17 protein-coding genes and 1 pseudogene are annotated in these 16,856 nt (G+C 42.9%); 11 read left to right on the forward strand and 7 right to left on the reverse strand.

From position 1 onward, the window contains the following. Positions 1–1,110: 1,110 nt before the first annotated feature. Complete coding sequence (locus F6J90_RS30495; RefSeq protein WP_293102426.1) at positions 1,111–1,314, reverse strand: hypothetical protein; 204 nt, start codon at positions 1,312–1,314, stop codon at positions 1,111–1,113. 224 nt (positions 1,315–1,538) lie between these two features. Between F6J90_RS30495 and F6J90_RS30500 the strand changes: the two genes are divergently transcribed. The 4 genes from F6J90_RS30500 (at position 1,539) to F6J90_RS30515 (ending at position 4,003) form a co-directional block, all read left to right on the forward strand. Next, positions 1,539–1,991, forward strand: coding sequence for a DNA-binding protein (locus F6J90_RS30500; RefSeq protein ID WP_293102429.1), 453 nt, complete (start codon positions 1,539–1,541; stop codon positions 1,989–1,991). A gap of 281 nt (positions 1,992–2,272) precedes the next feature. Next, entirely contained in the window at positions 2,273–2,815 is a 543-nt protein-coding gene (locus tag F6J90_RS30505) for an EF-hand domain-containing protein (protein WP_293102432.1), read from the forward strand. 169 nt (positions 2,816–2,984) lie between these two features. Further along, the gene (locus tag F6J90_RS30510; RefSeq protein WP_293102434.1) at positions 2,985–3,605 is read left to right on the forward strand and encodes a hypothetical protein; all 621 of its coding nucleotides are present in this window, start codon (positions 2,985–2,987) and stop codon (positions 3,603–3,605) included. A 149-nt stretch (positions 3,606–3,754) separates the two neighbouring features. Further along, positions 3,755–4,003 (forward strand): hypothetical protein, encoded by a 249-nt coding sequence (locus F6J90_RS30515; RefSeq protein ID WP_293102437.1) that lies wholly within the window; start codon positions 3,755–3,757, stop codon positions 4,001–4,003. A gap of 116 nt (positions 4,004–4,119) precedes the next feature. Here the strand turns inward: F6J90_RS30515 and F6J90_RS30520 are convergent, their stop codons facing one another. After that, entirely contained in the window at positions 4,120–4,248 is a 129-nt protein-coding gene (locus F6J90_RS30520; protein WP_293102440.1) for a DUF4278 domain-containing protein, read from the reverse strand. Positions 4,249–4,585: 337 nt separating this feature from the next. Between F6J90_RS30520 and F6J90_RS30525 the strand changes: the two genes are divergently transcribed. The 3 genes from F6J90_RS30525 to F6J90_RS30535 all read left to right on the forward strand — a co-directional run bounded on the left by F6J90_RS30525 (position 4,586) and on the right by F6J90_RS30535 (position 6,640). After that, on the forward strand, positions 4,586–4,828 hold the full coding sequence (locus tag F6J90_RS30525; RefSeq protein ID WP_293102442.1) for a hypothetical protein: 243 nt from the start codon (positions 4,586–4,588) through the stop codon (positions 4,826–4,828). Between the two features lie 24 nt (positions 4,829–4,852). Further along, the gene (locus tag F6J90_RS30530; RefSeq protein ID WP_293102445.1) at positions 4,853–5,305 is read left to right on the forward strand and encodes a DNA-binding protein; all 453 of its coding nucleotides are present in this window, start codon (positions 4,853–4,855) and stop codon (positions 5,303–5,305) included. Positions 5,306–5,857: 552 nt separating this feature from the next. Beyond that, entirely contained in the window at positions 5,858–6,640 is a 783-nt protein-coding gene (locus F6J90_RS30535; protein ID WP_293102448.1) for a reverse transcriptase/maturase family protein, read from the forward strand. A gap of 158 nt (positions 6,641–6,798) precedes the next feature. Here F6J90_RS30535 and F6J90_RS30540 read toward each other — a convergent pair whose 3' ends face one another. Continuing rightward, positions 6,799–7,290, reverse strand: coding sequence for a hypothetical protein (locus F6J90_RS30540; RefSeq protein ID WP_293102451.1), 492 nt, complete (start codon positions 7,288–7,290; stop codon positions 6,799–6,801). 433 nt (positions 7,291–7,723) lie between these two features. Between F6J90_RS30540 and F6J90_RS30545 the strand changes: the two are divergent. Beyond that, positions 7,724–9,235 (forward strand): annotated as a pseudogene (locus F6J90_RS30545) (transposase). A gap of 1,855 nt (positions 9,236–11,090) precedes the next feature. After that, positions 11,091–11,543: a DNA-binding protein gene (locus F6J90_RS30550; RefSeq protein ID WP_293102454.1), complete on the forward strand. Its 453-nt coding sequence runs from the start codon at positions 11,091–11,093 to the stop codon at positions 11,541–11,543. Between the two features lie 124 nt (positions 11,544–11,667). On the opposite strand, the gene F6J90_RS30555 is transcribed toward F6J90_RS30550, so the two are convergent. Beyond that, positions 11,668–11,886 (reverse strand): hypothetical protein, encoded by a 219-nt coding sequence (locus F6J90_RS30555; protein ID WP_293102457.1) that lies wholly within the window; start codon positions 11,884–11,886, stop codon positions 11,668–11,670. Positions 11,887–11,888: 2 nt separating this feature from the next. On the opposite strand from F6J90_RS30555, the gene F6J90_RS30560 reads away from it, so the two are divergent. Further along, a complete protein-coding gene (locus F6J90_RS30560; protein ID WP_293102460.1) occupies positions 11,889–14,147 on the forward strand; it encodes a transglycosylase domain-containing protein in 2,259 nt (752 codons plus the stop codon). Positions 14,148–14,310: 163 nt separating this feature from the next. Here the strand turns inward: F6J90_RS30560 and F6J90_RS30565 are convergent, their stop codons facing one another. Continuing rightward, the gene (locus F6J90_RS30565; protein WP_293102462.1) at positions 14,311–14,487 is read right to left on the reverse strand and encodes a hypothetical protein; all 177 of its coding nucleotides are present in this window, start codon (positions 14,485–14,487) and stop codon (positions 14,311–14,313) included. A 361-nt stretch (positions 14,488–14,848) separates the two neighbouring features. Beyond that, on the reverse strand, positions 14,849–15,223 hold the full coding sequence (locus tag F6J90_RS43805) for a Uma2 family endonuclease (protein ID WP_366513919.1): 375 nt from the start codon (positions 15,221–15,223) through the stop codon (positions 14,849–14,851). Between the two features lie 97 nt (positions 15,224–15,320). On the opposite strand from F6J90_RS43805, the gene F6J90_RS30575 reads away from it, so the two are divergent. Further along, a complete protein-coding gene (locus tag F6J90_RS30575) occupies positions 15,321–16,043 on the forward strand; it encodes a TPM domain-containing protein (protein WP_293102465.1) in 723 nt (240 codons plus the stop codon). A gap of 142 nt (positions 16,044–16,185) precedes the next feature. Here the strand turns inward: F6J90_RS30575 and F6J90_RS30580 are convergent, their stop codons facing one another. After that, a complete protein-coding gene (locus tag F6J90_RS30580; RefSeq protein WP_293102468.1) occupies positions 16,186–16,797 on the reverse strand; it encodes a PspC domain-containing protein in 612 nt (203 codons plus the stop codon). Between the last annotated feature and the right edge of the window lie 59 nt (positions 16,798–16,856).

The following is a 16,856-nucleotide window of genomic DNA, read 5'->3' on the forward strand; positions in this document are numbered from 1 at the left end:
AGAATTGGGGGATTTAGGGGGCGCAGTGGTCAAAGTCCCCCAGAATTGATACTGCTGGCGAATTTAACATTTAGAAATATCAGCCTGAAGACAGCAGTCAATATGAGCCCCCCAACCCCCAATTCTGGGGGAGCATGAACTTAAAGTTAGCCATCTGCTACTCTTGTGTAAACAAATATTAATTTCGCCAACGGTATCAGAATTGGGGGATTTAGGGGGCGCAGTGGTCAAAGTCCCCCAGAATTGGGGGATTTAGGGGGCGCTATGGTCAAAGTCCCCCAGAATTGGGGGATTTAGGGGGCGCTATGGTCAAAGTCCCCCAGAATTGGGGGATTTAGGGGGCGCAGTGGTCAAAGTCCCCCAGAATTGATACTGCTGGCGAATTTAACATTTAGAAATATCAGCCTGAAGACAGCAGTCAATATGAGCCCCCCAACCCCCAATTCTGGGGGAGCATGAACTTAAAGTTAGCCATCTGCTACTCTTGTGTAAACAAATATTAATTTCGCCAACGGTATCAGAATTGGGGGATTTAGGGTGCGCAGTGGTCAAAGTCCCCCAGAATTGGGGGATTTAGGGGGCGCAGTGGTCAAAGTCCCCCAGAATTGGGGGATTTAGGGGGCGCTATGGTCAAAGTCCCCCAGAATTGGGGGATTTAGGGGGCGCTATGGTCAAAGTCCCCCAGAATTGGGGGATTTAGGGGGCGCAGTGGTCAAAGTCCCCCAGAATTGATACTGCTGGCGAATTTAACATTTAGAAATATCAGCCTGAAGACAGCAGTCAATATGAGCCCCCCAACCCCCAATTCTGGGGGAGCATGAACTTAAAGTTAGCCATCTGCTACTCTTGTGTAAACAAATATTAATTTCGCCAACGGTATCAGAATTGGGGGATTTAGGGTGCGCAGTGGTCAAAGTCCCCCAGAATTGGGGGATTTAGGGGGCGCAGTGGTCAAAGTCCCCCAGAATTGGGGGATTTAGGGGGCGCTATGGTCAAAGTCCCCCAGAATTGGGGGATTTAGGGGGCGCTATGGTCAAAGTCCCCCAGAATTGGAGGATTCCTCTTGCCTTGTGCGTAGCTCTATAACTGATCCCTGATCGCTTACACTCCCTACTCCATCTCCTCAGATTCTTCATCTATAGGCTGGCCAATATCGAATAAAATGATAAATTCAGCATCAGGCATTAACCGTTTCAGAGCCTGCATGTGACCTTCCGCATCCGAACGGTTGCGGAAACGACCAACAACTACTCTTTGCATCTTGGGCAGTAGCCGAACGACTACCCATGGGTGTAGACGTTGAACATACGACATACTATTAAGTTATCTCCTTAACTGGGGGACTAGAGCCAGCTGAGAGGGTGGAAAATCTGCGGCTGGCTCTTACCGTGGAACGTTTTAGCGCCCACGGTAATTTCATTCTAGCACAAATAATCTTATATTATAACATATTTTGAAAACTTTTGTAACAAGCTTTTATGGCCAATTTTCTTTTTATCCTATATACTAGTATTATCGGAATAGTTAAAAAACAATCCATGAACAAGTGCGTTGGAACTACTGAAGCGGCATCTCTATTAGGAATTTCTTCTCGACGATTGCGCCAACTCCTAGAGAAGGGTCGGGTGCGGGGTGCCTATAAAACTGGAAAATTCTGGATTATTCCTCTGTTCAACCATTTGCCACAAATTACCAAAGGTACTCGTGGACCGAAGGGGAAATGGCGCACTAGTCGTCCACCGGCTTTAGCGAAGATTAATGTCAACCGCAATCACATTGGCTCGAATATCAAGAAAAGCCCTATTGACCGTAAGCCAGTGATTTCAGTAAAACGAAGTGGTACCAATCTCTACGGCAACGAAGTCGAAATCCTTGGGCCATGTAAGATTGTCTATAACCCAGATAATCCACTCGATTGTGGCGCTCGTTTGTGGATTGAAACTTTTAGTGATATTCACTTTATTGCTGGAAGTTTTCCGGCTAGTCGCTGAGGGGTCAGGGGCTTTGCGACTATTTTGGGTAACTACGGGTTTTGTGAATACCTAATGTCGCTCACATGCCAAGGGTTGCAGTATTAGTTGAGGTACACACTCGTTTCGGAGTGTATTTTGAGCGTGTCATAATCATATGCAGTAAATAATATAGCATGTTACCCGATACCACTTATAAAGCCCATGGATAGAGAGCTTTTTAGTTGGTCTTCTTTGTGTAAATAATGGTCAGATATTGCTGCATTTAACTTTGCTAAGAGAAAAACAAGGAATACCAACCTATGTTGACAGAACTTCAAACCAGAAAATGGACCAGGCTATTCCAGATTTATGACGCAGATGGAAACGGTGTAGTAGAACAAGCAGACTTTGAAACTATCTTCCAAACCTTAGCCCAAGCCCGCCAACTAGAAGCTAATTCCCCCAAATATAATCAGCTCCATGCTAAATTCATGGAGGATTGGGAACATCTCCAAAAGGATGCTGATACAGATAACGATGGTAAAGTAAACCTAAACGAGTGGTTAGCACACGGTTATCGACGGATCAATGATGATTCAATGTACCAAACAGTGGTAGATATGGTCAACCAAGTTTTCGAGTTATTAGACCTAAATGGAGACGGCATTATTACTGTTGATGAATACAAAATAATTCTTGGAAGTTGGCGAGTTCCTGAAGAATTAGCAGAAGAGATATTTCCTAAGTTAGATTTCAATGGTGACGGTCATATATCTAAAGAAGAGTTGGTAGAATTAGTTAAGCAATTCCATATGAGCGATGATCCAGATGCACCAGGAAATAGTTTCTTCGGTCCCTACTAAATTCTGTCTTCTACTATAAGATAGTGAATAAACCCTAATCATGATAATAGCAAGATGATTAGGGTTTTAATATTTAGATAAAATAGTCGGCTTATTCTCACATCTTGCACCAGTAAAAAAACTTAATCGTAGAGGTAAAAATAATTAATTTATTAATTAATAGTTGATTATGGATTGTTATTCTGTAAGAATCCTCAGAGGATTAGAGGAAAAAACTCTAGCTCATAGGCTACTCTACCAAGTTTATGTAGAAGAGCTAGGTTGGATACCACCGGAAGGTAATCCTTCAAATTTAAGAATCCAACCAAGTCCGATAGGAAATATACTAACGGATGACTATGACTCAGTTTCAATACAATTTGGGGGATTTTACGGAGAAAATCTCATAGGAATACATCGTATAATTCCTCGAATTAATGGACGTTTAGATGTAGAAAAATATATTGACCTTCCAAAATTTTTAAAAAACGATTGTAATTATGAGTTTACTCGAGCAGCTGTAAAAGCAAGCTTTCGTAAATCTCCTATTTTTTCATTAATGCTAGCAGCAGAAATCAAGTATTTAAGCAAACGTAAGTGTAAGTATATAGTTAGTACCTCCACTTTTCCAGAGCCAGGAAACTTTTTTTGTAAACTCGGTGCAACCAGAATCAATTATCCGGAATTTAAATATCATGTTAGTGATCCAAAACCGGTGTCACTAATAGTGCTGTTTATTGAGGAACAAGAGCATTTTAATCGGCTATTTACACTAGTAGATAAATTAAAACAAAAAGGGAAACTAAAATAGCTCTACTTTTTAGTAAAGCTCCCAATTATCTCAAACTGTTCCGTTGATTACCGATACCCATTTCCTAACTATTCCGCTCTTAAAACAGTCGTATTAACACAGTCTAATAAAATGCGATTGACCTCTGGTCACGCTACGCGAACGCAGCTGTGATTGACCAAAGGTCACGCTACGTGATCGCATTCATGATGCCTCAAATATCAGCAGTAGCTCGCGAACATAAAATACCAGCTAATCCAGTTACCAGAATAGTTTTAGTTGAGAGATTCAAACAATTCTCAGCAGCAGGTCACACAGGAAAATGCGATCGCTATCTATATGCGATCGCATGTGGGATGAAAATTCACGTGCAAGCTTTATTGATAAAGGTTATTAAACTTGACCAACGAAAAAATTAGGTTTATAGACTTGGCTTACCTAAATAGGGGCGTTAATTAACCTATCAATCTACCCAATCTTTTGGGAATAGCATGGCTCAAAAGCTTAACATAAGCAGTTTTTAGCCTGCTTGTCACTACCTCAGGTAGGCAATACCACGCCATTTCAGACGATTATTTACACTTGAGGATTTAGCAACATATTTGGGATAGTTATATCTCCAATTCTGTCCTCGATAAATTCCACCAATTTTACCCTCTGTCACTTCTAGTAGAGAGGGTTAAACGTCGTAACTAATACCACGATACCTAAGTTTCATATGTATCCCCTAGTCCTTCGATTGCTAAGTTTGTAGAACTTATCTTAGATTTTATAAAGACATTAAGAACTTAAGGGTATTTTTGTTTTAAATCCTGATTATGTTTTTATTAACTTTATACGGATAAAAATATGGCTAAAACTGTTGCTTGATCAGGGTTTCAAGCCTTATTTTAACTAAAATATAGGTTTTTATTAATAAATAAATAAATTTGCTAAGATTTTCCACCGCCTTTGAACCACTACGCTGCGATTGACCAAAGGTCAATCGCATTCCCGAGTTTATGCGTTCGCGTAGCGTGACCAAAGGTCAATCGCATTTCCCGATTACCCCAAACTCTTCTGTTTCTTCCCGATTCCTGATTCCCGATTTTCTAACTATTCCGGTATTAACGCAGTCGCTAATAGTGGAAACCACACCACTTGACTTGCCTCCATCCTTACCACCCTTACCATACTTACCACACTTTTATTCCTACTCTCTAAACTTGTCAATTCTTCTTTTATCCTATACAATAGGACTATAGGAATAGTTAAATCACACTCCACTAATGAACAAGTGCGTTGGAACTACTGAAGCGGCATCTCTATTAGGAATTTCTTCTCGACGATTGCGCCAACTCCTAGAGAAGGGTCGGGTCCGGGGTGCCTATAAAACTGGGAAATTCTGGATTATTCCTCTGTTCAACCATTTGCCACAAATAACTAAAGGTACTCGTGGACCGAAGGGGAAATGGCGCACTAGTCGTCCACCGGCATTAGCGAAGATTAATGTCAATCGCAATCACATTGGCTCGAATATCAAGAAAAGCCCTCAAGACCGGAAGCCAGTGATTTCAGTAAAACGAAGTGGTACCAATCTCTACGGCAACGAAGTGGAAATCCTTGGTCCGTGTAAGATTGTTTATAATCCCGATAATCCACTCGATTGTGGCGCTCGTTTGTGGATTGAAACTTTTAGTGATATTCACTTCATTGGTGGTAGTTTTTCGGCTAGTCGGTGAGAGGGTCAAGGCTTTGGGACTATTCAAAAGCAGGTCACACAATAAAATGCGATCGCACCTATCTATATGCGATCGCGTCGGGCCTGAAAATTCACGTCAAAGATCTGTAGGTCATTATTATTAAACTTGACCAACGAAAAAATTAGGTTTATAGACAAGGCTTACCTCAATAGAGGCGTTAATTGGCGTTGCTGATTCTGGGTATAGTATCGCGCACCCTACAGGTAGCGTTAAATTGAGGGATTTGCGATTGTCCTATTTTCTATAGCGTTCGCGCGGACTTATGAGGTGCAGTCAAGATCCAGCACATCTCTATTCCCTATTCCCTCTTCTCTTTTCCACTCCTGGGAGGGGTTAGGGGTGGGTTTCTGTTCTCTGCTCCCTAAAATCCCGAACTTTTGTACCTCACATGTGGTATAATTGCGATTATGTCTACCCTGATCGAAAAAATTGCCTCCGACGAGGTGATAGATTCAGCTTATCAATGGCTGTGCAAAAAACGCGCACATTATCACCATAATGCCGATGTCTGGCAGGTCAGACGATGGTGGCATGAGATGTTTTCATTTAGCGGGGCATGGTGGATTGAAGGGGGCAGTGCGAGAGGTGGCTGAGAACGTATCGAAACATACCTTTGTCTTTCGCACCGATGTTAAAAGCTATTACGCCAGCATCAATCATTCGATTTTGATGGAGATTGTGGGGAAATATGTATGTGATGAAGCGGTTAAATGTTTGTTATGGGGTTATTTACGTCGCTTTGTTTCCGATGGCGGTGTTTACTTAGATATTACAAAGGGCATCACCTATGGATGCCCTCTTTCTCCACTAATTGGAGCGTTATTCCTGAAACCATTGGATGACCGGATGGCTCAGCTAGGTTGTTTCTTTCTCAGATACATGGACGATTGGGTTATTCTGGCTCCGACACGCTGGAAGTTGCGCAAAGCCATCAAAGCCACTAACGAGGTGATGAATGAGTTAAAGGTTCTCAAGCATCCCGAGAAGACCTTTATTGGTCGCATCGCCAGTGGCTTTGATTTTCTGGGTTATTGGTTTTCGACCTCGGGTTTAGGAATTGCTCGGAAGACCGTGGAACGGATGCGAGAAAATGTGGCTCGGCTTTATGAGCACGGTGCGCCCAATGAGCGCATTGAGGCATATTTTCAACGCTGGTGGCGATGGGTGAAAGGTGGGATATCTGTGAAATTGCTCCGTGTCATTCCATTAAGTGAAACACAACTGGAAATCGGTTTGACTAGACCCCCTGGTTCAAGGGTAGGGGGTCTAGGTATGCTCACCGATGAGTGCTCTTTCGATGGGTTTTGGGGCTGATTTTATCCCTTTTTTCGGTCTGCCTAGTTTTTTTGGGCGAGGGGGGTTTTTAATGATAGCTTTCGTTTTAAACCATAATGTTTTTTGCTCCGCATTTGTCGCACACTCGTAAATTGGGGCTTTTATTCACACCCTTTGTTAACATATGTCGCTGCTGACTAGATCACTTTCCCTGTTTGTACCACTTTCATAAATTCTTCATATGTCAGCTGCCTGTCCTCGGTATATTCTCTTCCAATATCGTATACGCCCACTCGCACCTTTCCAAATACGGTTACATATTTAACGCCATATGATTCTATCACCTTTTTCACCTTAATGGTTTGGCCTTTTGATAGTTTATAGCTTTCTTCTCTTTCTTCTTCTTTACTGTCATCCCAGGGTTTTTCCGTTAAGATTACTTGGGCGTCGTCCTCCAATGCCTTTATAACTATTTCCGTTTCGATTTCCGACAATTTCCAATTTTCTACACTGAGTACTGATTCCGGATATTCATCTATTTTTTCGACGCAGAGATTATTCTCCCCTATTGCACAATATCGTTGCTGAATTCCGTAAAAAGCTTTCGCACTGCTAATCGAAACTGTCCAACAAAGCCATGTCGCGCACAGCAACATCAGTGCCTTCCTAATATTAGATTTTTTACTCATGGTTTTTTTTTTTTGGTTTATTGATGTATTTTACACGTATTACTGAGCAAAACTTGCTCATCGCATTGTATAGTGTATCACTCCTCCGGCACATTCCAATAATAATTCCCTTTGAAGAGTCTACCACACACCAATCCCTCGTTCCACTCTTATACGATTGGTATTTTCTTCCATATATCCGTTTGACTTTCATTTAATGTATTATAATATGTCTTAAGTGGTTTTCCTAATTCAATGGTTTCTATTTCCACATCGATTTATAATAGACTGTCCGCTTGGTGATAATGTCACGGGTGCCATGCTGTTATGTGCTTGGCTTGATGGGTGTAAAATCGCACCCAACCCTTGCATTTATGGGATGTATGCTCTCACATGGGTTTAACCACAAGGCTTGCTTACTTATTTTACCTGGGTAATGGGTATAGTTGCTGATATAACCATTAGTACTGCACTACAGACCATCTCTCTTGCTTTCCCTTTCCCTGCTGACGAGATGGCGAACTATGTGCTGCTGGTCTAGTGGATGGTCAAACAACAGCATTTATACAATAACCAGCAGGCCCATATTGAGAAGCCACAGAAAGAACTGGAGGCTCTCAATGGGGATAACATACTACAACTAATGGTCATCGCAGTCCCACATCATAATACGTTCGTCTCAAAACAGTTACCTACACCAAACACTTGACCAACTCAAGAAACCTTCTGATAAAAGCAAGCGTAAAAAATGTAAAAAGCGCCGTCCGAAATATATTCATAATGGCCATACACGCCATGGAATTGGAGTGCCAGACTAAATTGAACAGCAATTTATCTCTCGTACTCCGACCTTGTGGGGCACTGGTAGAGCTGGTGATACGTTCCTCCAAATAAAATACCACAAATAGCATCTTTAATCGAGCAGCCAGTCCTTATTCGGGAATACCAACGTACTCCGTTGCCAATGTCTCTCATGTGGTAGGTCTGCATATAGTCCCTTGCCGTGGGGAGTCTAGGACGGGTTTCGCTATGGAGCAATAGTTTGATTAGTTGTAGGTTGGCGGTAGATATGGTGGAAATCTGACATGGCGCATACCAGAGTATTTTGTATAAAATGTCTTGGGTGTGCCAATCTCTGTTGGCAGTTTTAGGAAGATGCATCGCTGGTTTACAGAAAGTTTTTAGCCTTGTTATCAACAGTGCTAGCCTATGTAAAACAACCTGGTGTGCTGTGTGTGGACCAGACATCTTATATCTATGATCGGACCCACGTATTTGCTTTGGGTAGCCACCAGTGATCAAGTGTGCGTTCTACTTTTAGCTTCAACCCGCAGTAGCGCATAACTTAAGCAGTTACTTGGAGCAAATTTTGATGGTATTCGAGTGAGCTTGATTGTATTGAGTGCTTATAGTCCACAGTTAGCGGCGGCAAAACTCCAATGTGAACCCTCATCTAGAACGAGACGAACGAAGCTTGGCGTGACCAGTCGCTTTGCTGCCTATGCTGATGAAAGCAAAGAACGCCCTTGGAAGTTTTGTGGACAGCTATAAAAGCCCTACGGGACATTCATGCTGGTTTATTGACTCATGAACAACTTCAGCAGAAACGGCCAACTGTAGAAACCCAACTCAAAACAATTTTGCCGCAGCCTCCATCGGCAGGATGGCCAGCCGACGCCCAAAGACTTCGCTTCTGACTTGAACGCCATTTGGATGAATGGTTCACATTTTTAACACCCATACGTAGTTACACAGGACTTCAATGATGCCGAGCGAGCGTTGCGTCCTGTAGTAGTACATCGCAAAGTTTGTGGTGGAGCATGAAGTGATTGGGGTGAGCAAATTAGTAGCTCAAATGTTTAGCTTCTTAGAAACTACCCGGTTACATGGTTCGTCGGCGATTAACAGTTTGTGTGATACGTTGTCTAATGCTGGTCGCGATCCGCCTGGATTGCCATCTACTTAATACTTCTTGGGCTTGTAATTTATCTCAATCTTTTCAAGCCCTAATTTTGGCTGGTCGCTGTCTTCAACAGCTGGCCATATACATATACCTCACACATGATGGGGCTTGTGATTTACATCATTCTCAACTAGCTCTACTTTTTGCTCTGAGTAGTTACCTTGATTCAATATTGATGTTGATTTTGATTTATCGCCAAACTTGTGATCGCTCGGTTTCCTATTGTGTCTTATCAAATCTTCTATATCCATGCTAACCGGCTGAATGTAGGTGCGCATTATTTTGGTTATTTGTTCCCGTTTTCACTTAATATGGAAGGTGACCACAGGATAGTGTTAACATTAATTTAATAGTATAGAGGTTATTCGTAATATGTGATGAAGCATTCGAGATTTATCTGATAATTAGAACACTTGATTCTCAAACGTTTTTTTCATCGGTTACTATTTGTTTACTCCTTGGCGATAAGTTATTTATGGTCTATGATCGGGAATAACATGTATACGTGACAAACCATGGTTCTCGGATTTTAGCTTTTCAACAACGAAAATTCAATTACACAAAACCGGTCAACCAATTTATGCTTTTATTATGTAATTTTGTGTATAATTTTGTTTAAGACTGAAGCGAATTCGATAATATAATATAAAGCTGAATAACGTACAATAACACTTTCTGGTTATCTTGTTATCTCCTTGCTGTTATTGGTTTATAACTCGTGGTCATTTTGTGTCTCAATCACCCATGTCCAGTATTGCTTTATGCTCTTTCATAATATTATTCAAAGGATTTAGGATTTATTATGCTGAGGTTGAATGAATTTCCCTCAATGACACGTCTGCCTCAAATTGCTGCACCCACGAGAAAGCCAAATCCTACGATGGTGATTTATCCTATACAAAAGCTTTACGTATTGTAAGCATTTATACCATTAGCTAAAGGCTTTGGAAATCCCAGAACAGTTGATTTAAGAGAAATCATCAATGGTATTTTTGATGTTCATTGGACTTGTTGGTAGAAAAAAATTTTGCTGGTTAAATCGATTTAGACGCCCTTAGTAAAGACTATAAGTTATATACACAGATGAGTATAGGGATGATATATGGTTCATTAATTCGTTTAATGATAATAAGATTAGCGTCTTAATTTTTTGTTGACTAATCAGCTCTTACAATATCGATAGAAACTTGACTAAAACAATTGCTTGATATGGGTGTTAAGCTTTAGCTTAACTAAATTTAGATCGCCAAGTAGTTATCTTAACTAATCCAATACAAAAATAGTTACATTTACCAATAGTTTCTACGCCCTTACCTGGAACCACTCCTCTAGGATTGACCTGGGCTAAAAGCTTTGGTAATCGATTGAGCTTTGGTCACGCCACGCACGGGAAGCTAAGCTTCCGCGCTTATGCGATCGCACTCTCAATTTTCGTGCCTATTCCGATATTGACGCAGTCGCTAATACTCGACACCACAGCACTTGACTTGCCCCCCACTCTCTCCACACTTACCACACTTTAAACCCTATTTCCTGTTTCTTTTCTTTCCAATTTTCGTGCCTATTCCGGTATTGACACAGTCGCTAATACTGGACACCACAGCACTTGACTTCACCCCCACTCTCTCCACACTTACCACGCTTTCATCCCTATTCCCTGTTTCTTTTCTTCCCAATTTTCGTGCCTATTCCGGTATTGGCGAAGTCGCTAATACTGGACACCACAGCAGTTGACTTCATACCCACCCTCTCCACACTTACCACACTTTAACTACTTTCATCCCTATTTAACAAAAGTTGCCAATTTTCTTTTTATCTATTAAACTAGTAATATCGGAATAGTTAAGAAACTCTACTCATGAACAAGTGCGTTGGAACTACTGAAGCGGCATCTCTATTAGGAATTTCTTCTCGACGATTGCGCCAACTCCTAGAGAAGGGTCGGGTGCGGGGTGCCTATAAAACCGGGAAATTCTGGATTATTCCTCTGTTCAACCATTTGCCACAAATAACTAAAAGTACTCGTGGACCAAAAGGAAAATGGCGCACTAGTCGTCCACCGGCTTTAGCCAAGATTAATGTCAACCGTAATCACATTGGCTCCAATATCAAGAAAAGCCCCAAAGACCGCAAGCCAGTGATTTCAGTAAAACGAAGTGGCACTAATATCTACGGCAACGAAGTGGAAATCCTTGGTCCAAGTAAGATTGTCTATAATCCAGATAATCCACTCGATTGTGGCGCTCGTTTGTGGATCGAAACTTTTAGTGATATTCACTTTGTTGGTGGAAGTTTTCCCGCTAGTCGGTGAATCGGTGGTGTTGCTGAATCTTCGAATCAGTAGAGTGGGCATCCTGCCCGCCGGAGAATATTGGGCATCCTGCCCGCCGGAGAATATATTGAAACTGGCAAGATGCCAGTTCCACCCAAGATGGCTATTCCACAACATATTGAAACTGGCAAGATGCCAGTTCCACCCAAGATTCCCATTCCACAACATATTGAAACTGGCAAGATGCCAGTTCCACCCAAGATTCCCATTCCACGGCAGTGGTCGAGTCTGGAATAGGGAACAGGGAACAGCAAAAAGAGCTGATTGCTAGAGCGATTAGAATGGTTCCAGAAGCACCCAAGCAATCGCTTATCGCTGACAACCATGAGTTCTCCACCACCCTCCAAACCCCCAAAGACCATACTTAGTCAGCTAACTCAGGTAGTACAGACCATTCATGCGAAGGTCAATCTTCAAGCAGTAGCACTAAAGCCTAATGCGAGAGTGCCGGAACTTTGGGTGCAAGACAGTAATACCAACAAATCCGATGTCTATCCCCTGGTTGGGGACCGTTACGTACTCGGGCGCAGTTCCAAATCCTGCGACATAATCGTTCGCAACCCAGTAGTCAGTCAAGTTCATCTCTCCCTAGAACGGTATGGTAGGCGTGGGCGTAGGTTTATCATAAAAGACCAAAACTCTACCAATGGTATCTATCGTGGCAGACGCCGACTTTCCTCCTTGCTTCTGTATCACGGAGACACCCTTACCATTGGCCCACCGGAACTAGCGGCATCAGTTCAGCTACAGTACGTCTATCCTCCCCCCTGGTATATCCAAGGAATTCGTTACTTTCTCTATGGCATCGGTGGCTTAATTGCCTTAGTGGTATTACTAATTGGATTTGAAACCCTGAAAGCACCATCAGTCAGGCCATTGCCCGAGGGAGTAACAGGTCCTGTGATTGTTTACTCTCGTGACCAAATTCCCTTACGGCAACCCCGGACCGATGCTCACCGAGAACTTAGGAGGTTATCGGATTTTTCCCCATATTTGCCCAAAGCAGTGATTGCTTCAGAAGACAGCCGCTTTTACTGGCACTTTGGAGTAGACCCCTATGGGATTATGCGAGCAGTGGTCAGGAATCTTCAAGGGGGAGGCATTCGCGAAGGTGCTAGTACCATCACTCAGCAGGTAGCCAGAAGCCTATTTCCGGAGTATGTCGGTCGAGCCAATACCGCAGACCGGAAAGTGCGGGAAGCAATAATTGCCCTAAAGTTAGAGACAGTTTACAGTAAGGACGCGATCTTAAAGGCTTACTTAAACCGAGTTTACTTGGGTATAGAAGCATTTGGTTTTGAAGATGCTGCTCAATTTTATTTCGACAAATCAGCAGCTAATGTGAATATCCAAGAAGCCGCAACCCTGGTAGCAAGTTTACCAGCACCCAATAGCTATAACCCGATCCAGAATTATGATACCTCATTACAATTACGGAATCGGGTGATTGACCGGATGCACGCTTTGGGAATGATTAGTCGAGAGGAAGCTAATCGAGCTAGGCGATCGCGGATTGAAGTTAGCCCGAAAGCCCGACAAATTCTTTCTAGCACCAAGGCACCCTATTTCTATAACTACGTTTTCCAGCAATTGAGGAGGTTACTGGGCAAAGAGTTGGCTAAGGAAGGTAATTTTATTGTAGAAACTACTGTAGATACCGAGTCTCAGGCCAAAGCTGAAGCTGCTCTACGGGACTATGTCAAGAACACTGGTAGCCGCTTAGGATTTTCCCAGGGAGCGATCGCAAGCCTGAATACCAGTAATGGCGAGATTCTAGCCATGGTTGGCGGTGCCGATTACCAAACCAGCCAGTTTAATCGCGTTATCCAAGCCAAGCGTCAACCAGGCTCAACCTTTAAACTCTTTGCCTATGCTGCTGCCTTAGAAAAAGGGATTTTAGCAACCAAAACCTACTCCTGCTCTGGGATTAAACGGATTAGACGTTGTGAGCGGTCTGGAGATGCTACTGATATTGATATGTATGCTGGTTTGGCTCAATCGGAAAATGCGGTAGCGATCAGGGTAGCTCAAGATGCTGGTTTAGATAGAGTAGTACGGATGGCGCAACGGTTGGGTATTCGCTCAAAACTAGATCCTGCGTTTGGTTTAGCCTTAGGTCAAAGTGAGGTTACTCTGTTGGAAATGACTGGAGCCTATGGTGCGATCGCAAATCAAGGGATGTGGTATCGTCCCCATGGTATTACCAGAATTCTCGACAGTAGTGATTGCACCGATAACCAAGACTACCAAACCTGTCGAGTAATCTACGACTTCGCTGATCAGCCAACTATCAAAAAGCAAGCAGTTTCACCAGCCGTAGCCAACACCATGACAGAAATGCTTCAGCGTGTAGTCACCAGTGGCACCGGTCGCAGTGCTCGGATTGGTGAAGGAGAAGGGGGAAAAACCGGTACTACTGATAAAAATGTAGACTTGTGGTTTATTGGTTTTATTCCCAAGCATCAGATCGTTACAGGGATTTGGTTAGGCAATGACAATAATTCTCCTACTAGTGGTAGTAGTAGCCAAGCGGCTCAGTTGTGGGGAATGTATATGGGTCAGGTGGTACCGAAAGAGAGTTGATACCGATTGCATTCAAGGATAGTAGATTTCTTGGATGGGGAGATGGGGAGATAGGGAGATAGGGAGATAGGGAGATGGGGAGATGGGGAGATGGGGAGATGGGGAGATGGGGAGATGGGGAGATGGGGAAATGGGGAGAAGAGAAAGTTGTTGGTATTAAAGATTAATCCACAAGATCCTCAGGATTGATTCCCATTTGTTTCACTCGAGCTTTCAAAGCTTCAAGCTCAACAAGAGCTTGAGTAGCCCGTTGCTGAGCTTGAGTAGCCCGTTGCTGAGCCTGTTGATTTCTCTCATTTTCGGAGGGATACCGTCTGGCATTTTGGTCATACCAATACAACCACTCCCTAGTCCAATCAAGATAAGTTCCCTAAGTCAGCATAGTGTGACATACTCCTACACTGACTCTGCTCTTACAGAGCCGCTTCGCGAACGAGTGAGCGTGTAGGCTTCTTGCCAACTCCACCCAACGGTTCGGATACTCGGCAAGCTTTATTAACGATACGGGATGCCCCGACCCACCGGAACAATACAAAAAGTTCTATTTTTAAACACGCAGGTGGCGGTTAGCTCTTAATTTGTTTTCCCTGCTATTTTTATTATAACGTTTTTCAGGCTGTTTATCAGAGTTCCAGCTCCGCGATTCATCCCGGAGATGAAACCTTAAAAGAGGGTCGCCTTACTACAAAAAGATTTAACCCTTAACTCACAGACTGCCAACTATAAAGGCTCAACTCTTTTTGCGGTAACTTCTGACCACACTCATGCTGCGCATTGAGGTGTGGGGCATGTCTAGCGGAGGAAGCTAAACTTAGGAATGCATCCGGCACTATGGCTGAGTGTTTGGGATTGTAATAGTATCCCATATCTATACCAAAAAACCAATCCCTGCGGTCTGACCAGATTATCGCTAAAATCGATTTCAATAAGCGAGGGATGGTATCTTGCAGTTCATTATCCACAGGGGTTTCATCAGAAGAAGGTAATTCTTCTGAAGTCGGAAGGTATTGTAACGGGTCATAGTTTAACATGGTTCCATTGGCTAGACCTGACTGGTGACATGTTAGCAGTTTCACGAAGTACCATTATCTTGCCCATAAATAAGATTAGGTTGATTGGCAGTTCTATAGTATTTTGGGGAAAAGCCAATTTTGCTTTGTTGTCAGGTTTTTTATGAAACAGCTCCTCAACCAACTACAAAACCAACGCAAATACATAAAATCCCTAATTATCGCTCTTTTAGGTATCTTGTTAGCAAGCGGAATCATTGCAGCACCAGCCAATGCCATCAATGTCTATCAAATGCCTAACATTAGCGCTGGAGAACCGACTTGGGTAATTGACAAGTCAGAAGTTCTCTCTCGCTTCACAGAAGGCAAGTTGACTCAATCCTTAGAGGATTTAGCGAAAGCAACGGGCAATCAAGTTAGACTGGTCACTGTCCACGGCCTAGATTATGGTGAAACAGCAGCAACCTTTGCCCAAGGGTTGTTTGAAAAATGGTATGGTAATCCAGAAGACCAAGCTAATCAAACCTTGATAGTGCTCGATACTGTCACCAATAACAGTGCTATCGTTACTGGCAATGCCGTTAAGGAAATTATGTCCGATGACATTGCTGAAAGTGTCGCTTCTGAAACCCTACAGGTGCCGCTGCGGGATGGCAACAAGTATAATCAGGGTTTCTTAGATGTAAGCGATCGCATAGTAGCTGTCTTATCTGGTGAACCAGATCCTGGTCCTCCTGTAGTGGAAGAAGACATTAACATTGCTGGCAACTTTAAAAGTGCAGAAGAAACTCAAGAGAGCAATGCTACCCTTTGGGTTGTGGTCATCTTAATTGTTGCTACAGTTGTGCCGATGGTTACCTACTTTTTCTACCAAGGTTTTTCGTAAGTATTTAGCTGTCAGTTGTCAGCCTTCAGCTGTCAGCGAGTTTTGTTAAAAACTCAGAAATTGGTAATGGGCAATGATTTAGATGTTTGCCTATTACCATTAACTCTTTTGTTGATTACTTCGCAGTAGTTGAATTCTGTGATTAAGCATTTTCCATGGAAGGGGATAAGGGAAACGCTAACCATATCCAGACATAAAACAGCGTTATAATCGGGGCAATTGGGCTAATCACAATCGAAACTGCCACCGTCACAATCCGTACAGCCAGAACTGAAATCCTAAACCGTTGAGCAATGGCTCCACAAACCCCAGCAATTATCTTCTGGCGTTTGCTCCTCGTAAACCGGTTTCTTGTGCTCCCTGAAATCTCATCTTCTGACTTTTTCAAACGCTGTATTAAGGTAATCACCAATCCTACAGTACCCACAAATCCAGAGGGAATTGTCAAGATTGCAAACCAATGAGAAAAAGTCATGAAGGAAAGAATATTCCCAAGCCAAGGCTTTTGCGGACAAGTAAATGTAATCATTACCGATTCACAGCCAAAGAACAGTCCCAATTGGACTCCGCCAAAAGTCAGCAAAAGTGGTATAATACCGTATAGAATACAAATTACGATCAGATTCGTGTGTTGCGAAAGTGTAACAGAACGACGGACAGGAATTGCAGCTAGTGCTGGTCCAGTCAATAACCCCAACCTACTTTCGTTGTGCGCGTAGCGTGGCCTACGGCCAGGTTGGGGCTTGCTAGACAAGCAACTACTTTAATTGACTAGACCATTGAGCCGAATTCTGGTACGAACGTTTGAATGCT

The sequence above is a fragment of the Moorena sp. SIOASIH genome, from assembly GCF_010671925.1.
GTDB lineage: Bacteria > Cyanobacteriota > Cyanobacteriia > Cyanobacteriales > Coleofasciculaceae > Moorena.